At 61.6% G+C, this 4,012-nt stretch carries 5 protein-coding genes; all 5 read left to right on the forward strand.

Translation table 11 applies throughout. The features are described from left to right. Positions 1–332: aldehyde dehydrogenase family protein (locus tag EN984_RS25235; RefSeq protein ID WP_127384025.1), on the forward strand; the 332-nt coding region annotated here is incomplete at its 5' end. Positions 333–348: 16 nt separating this feature from the next. Continuing rightward, on the forward strand, positions 349–1,278 hold the full coding sequence (gene mmsB / locus EN984_RS25240; RefSeq protein ID WP_127269663.1) for a 3-hydroxyisobutyrate dehydrogenase: 930 nt from the start codon (positions 349–351) through the stop codon (positions 1,276–1,278). Beyond that, positions 1,275–2,582: a histidinol dehydrogenase gene (gene hisD / locus EN984_RS25245; protein WP_024505473.1), complete on the forward strand. Its 1,308-nt coding sequence runs from the start codon at positions 1,275–1,277 to the stop codon at positions 2,580–2,582. Before mmsB ends, hisD begins: the two co-directional genes overlap by 4 nt. A 102-nt stretch (positions 2,583–2,684) precedes the next feature. Beyond that, a complete protein-coding gene (locus EN984_RS25250; RefSeq protein ID WP_127273113.1) occupies positions 2,685–3,569 on the forward strand; it encodes an amidohydrolase family protein in 885 nt (294 codons plus the stop codon). Then, positions 3,556–4,012 (forward strand): NAD(P)-binding domain-containing protein (locus EN984_RS25255; RefSeq protein ID WP_164765633.1); only part of this gene is annotated, 457 nt, incomplete at its 3' end. The genes EN984_RS25250 and EN984_RS25255, both read left to right, overlap by 14 nt.

Genomic DNA, 4,012 nt, shown 5'->3' on the forward strand with positions numbered 1-4,012 from the left:
CCGCAAGCTCACCCGTTTGCCGTGACGAGATCTTCGGGCCGGTCGCGACTGTCTCACGCTTTACCGATTTCGAGACCGTGCTGCAGGAAGCCAACGACACGCCTTACGGCCTCGCGGCAACGATTTTCACGGAAAACCTCCCGGCGGCGTTCGACTTCGTGTCGCGCATCGACGCCGGCTTCGTGCAGGTCAACCAGTTTGCCGTCGCGGAAGCCAACATCGAATATGGGGGGACGAAAATGAGCGGCATGGGACGTGAGCTCTCGCTGGCAAGCATGGTCCAGCATTTCACCTGGTCGAAGACCGTCATCGTCAACACGTCGGCTGCCTGACCGGGAGAATGCTCAAGTGAAAACCGTCGCTTTCCTTGGACTTGGCAATATGGGTCAACCAATGACCCGCAATCTGGTCCAAGCTGGCTTTCCAGTCATTGGCTTCGACCCGTCTTCGGCCGCACAGGACGCGGCTGAGAAGCAGGGCGTGAAACGTGCCACCTCCGCCGCCGAGGCGGCTTCATCGGCCGATGTGGTTATCACCATGCTTCCGACCGGAGACAATGTCCGCGACGTCTATCTTGGAGCGTCGGGTGTCATCGCGGCATCCCGCAAGGGTGCGCTCTTGATGGATAGCAGCACGATTTCATCGACCGTCACCGTGGAAATCGCCGCTGCCGCCCGCGCCGCCGGCCGGCGCATGATCGATGCACCGGTTTCAGGCGGGACGCCGCGCGCCCATTCCGGCACTTTGACTTTCATGGTCGGCGGCGAGGCCACGGATGTCGAGCATGCCCGCCCTCTGCTGGAAGCAATGGGACAGCGCATCTATCATGTCGGGGCTTCGGGAGCGGGCCACACGGCGAAGCTCTGCAACAACATTCTGTCCGGAATATGCATGGCGGGAACTGTCGAGGCGCTGGCACTCGGTGTCGCCAATGGTCTCGACCCAGCAATCCTCAGCGATGTGATGCGCAACTCCTCGGGCAACAACTACGCGCTCGAGCGCTATCACCCATTCCCGGGCCTGATGGAGAATGTGCCCTCTGCCAACGGTTTTGCCGGCGGTTTCCGCTCGGATTTCCAGTTGAAGGACATGCGGCTCGCCAAGGAACTGGCGAACAGCTCGAAAGTCCTGGCAGCGATGGGAAATCTGGCAACAGAGCTCTTCGCCATCCATTGCCAGAATGGACATGCCGGCGAGGACTATTCGAGCATCATCAAACTGGCGCTCGATCTCGACAGCTACTTAGAAGGCAGGACGACGGAAGGGGCGACCAAGTGATCCGCAAACTCAAAGAGGGGCGCGACCCGAGCGCCGTGGCAGCCGATCAGGCCACCGTCAGAGCCACTGTAGAGGGCATCATCGCAGATGTCCGTGCGCGTGGCGATGTTGCGGTGCGCGAGCTTTCGATCCGCTTCGACAAATGGGACCGCAAGGATTTTCGCCTGACCGATGCGGAAATACGCGCCTGCCTTGCGGAACTGTCCGAACAGAACCTGAGCGACATCCGCTTCGCGCAGGAACAGGTTCGCAACTTCGCGCAGCATCAGCGCGAAGCGTTGCGCGATATCGAGATCGAAACCCTGCCGGGCGTTGTTCTTGGGCACAAGAACATCCCCGTTCAGTCCGTCGGCTGCTATGTGCCAGGCGGAAAATATCCATTGCTGGCTTCGGCCCATATGTCGGTCATTACGGCCAAGGTTGCCGGCGTGCCGCGCATCTTCACGGCTGCGCCGCCTTACGAGGGGCGCCCTGCCGCGGCGATCGTTGCGGCCCAGCACCTGGCAGGCGCGGATGAAATCTATTGTCTCGGCGGTGTGCAGGCCGTAGCCGCCATGGCACTGGGCACACAAAGCATCCAGTCCGTTGCCATGCTGGTCGGTCCAGGCAACGCCTTTGTGGCGGAAGCCAAGCGCCAGCTCTATGGGCAGGTCGGCATCGATCTCTTCGCCGGTCCGACGGAAACCCTGGTCATTGCCGATGACAGCGTCGACGCCGAGCTATGCGCGACCGATCTCCTCGGCCAAGCCGAGCATGGTCCCAACTCACCGGCAGTCTTGCTGACCAATTCAGAGGCCCTCGCCAAAGCCACGATCGCAGAGGTCGAAAGGCTGCTGAATATCCTGCCGACTGCCGTCGTCGCCCGTCGCGCATGGGAGGATTATGGCCAGGTGATCCTGTGTTCGACAGAGGACGAAATGGTCGGTGAAGCAAACCGCATCGCATCGGAACATGTGCAGGTCATGACACGCGATCCCGATATCTTCCTCGAGCGGATGACGAACTACGGGGCGCTGTTTCTCGGGCCGCGAACCAATGTCGCCTATGGCGACAAGGTGATTGGAACCAACCACACGCTGCCGACGGCGGGAGCCGCCCGTTACACCGGCGGCCTTTGGGTCGGCAAGTTCCTGAAGACCGTTACCTATCAACGCGTCCTGACCGATGAGGCCTCGGCAATGATCGGCGAATACTGTTCGCGCCTTTGCATACTTGAAGGGTTCGCCGGCCATGCCGAGCAGGCAAACGTTCGTGTCCGTCGCTATGGCGGGCGCAACGTCCCCTATGCGGCCGCCGCTGAATAAATCGCGATAAATCGCGGCGACGACTGCGGATGCCGGATGAGGAGCTGGCATCCAATCTGAGACGGGTCGTCCCGAGACGGAGAGGAGACAGACGTGACTGATATGCCGATGGTGGATGCTCACGTCCACTTCTGGAATCCCGAGCAGAACTATTATCCGTGGCTCAACGATCGGCCGCTGATCCCATTCCGCTATGGCGACTACTCCTCGATATGCCGGCCGTATCTGCCGGCCGATTACAAGCGGGACGCTGTCGGCCACCACGTTGTCAAGACGGTCTATATCGAAGCCGAGTGGGATCCGAATGATCCAATCGGCGAGATGGATTATATCGCCTCCCTTCGTCGTGAGACGGGGTGGCCTAACGTCGCTGTCGGCCAGGCATGGCTCGACCGGGACGACCGCGCCCGGGTGCTGGAGCGGCTGGCCGGTTTCGACTTCGTACGCGGCCTGCGTCACAGGCCGAAATCCAATCCCAAGCCCGGCTCAGCCGCTCCAGGCAGCATGGTCGACCCGCATTGGGTCGAAGGTTTCGCCATGCTGTCCAGCTATGGTTTGCGGTTCGATCTGCAGACACCATGGTGGCATCTGCACGAGGCGTGCACGCTCGCCGACCGCTTCCCGCAGACGCAGATCATCCTGCTGCATTCAGGGCTGCCGGCCGATCGCAGTGCCGAGGGGATTGCCGGCTGGAAGGCGGCAATGACCGAATTCGCCAAGCGGCCCAACGTGGCAGTGAAGATCTCCGGCATCGGCCTGCCTGGCCAGCCTTGGACGGTCGCCAACAACCGCGACATCGTGAGGTCGATCATCGAGATTTACGGCGTCGAGCGCTGCCTGTTCGGGAGCAATTTCCCGGTCGACAGTGTGTGCGGCACGCTCGATAAGATCTTTGGTGGCTACAAGGAGATCACGGCGGATCTCGGACCTGAAGCGCAAAAGCGCCTGTTCCACGACAATGCGGTCCAATTCTATGACATCCGGTAAGCCGCGCCTTGCCTATATCGGCGTCGGCCTGATGGGCGGACCCATGGCCGCGCGCCTTGCAGGGCTTGGCTACAAGCTACGAGTCTTCGACGCCGATGCCGGCCGGCAAGCTGCGGCTATGGCTTCGGGTGCAGTTGGCGCTGCGTCGCCAAAAGACTGTGTCGAGGACGCGGATCTCGTGCTCCTCAACCTGCCGTCGCAGGCGGCAGTCGAAACCGTGGTGTTTGGCCAAGCGGGCCTGTCGGATGCTCTGCTGTCACCGCAGATCGTGGTGGATTTCTCAACCGTGTCGCCGGATTTCTGCCGGTCCATCGGTTGGCGCGTCCAAGCGGCCACGGGATGCGAATGGATCGACGCTCCGGTTTCGGGTGGTCCCTCGGCGGCAGGCGAAGGCAATCTGACGATCATGGCCGGCGGCTCGGATTGGGCGATCGCACGCATCC

The organism is Mesorhizobium sp. M7A.F.Ca.CA.004.12.1.1, from assembly GCF_003997835.1.
GTDB lineage: Bacteria > Pseudomonadota > Alphaproteobacteria > Rhizobiales > Rhizobiaceae > Mesorhizobium.

Bases quoted from the DNA above. Each gene is read 5' to 3' on its own strand.
- EN984_RS25250 (WP_127273113.1), top strand. From the start codon at position 2,685: ATGCCGATGGTGGATGCTCACGTCCACTTCTGGAATCCCGAGCAGAAC.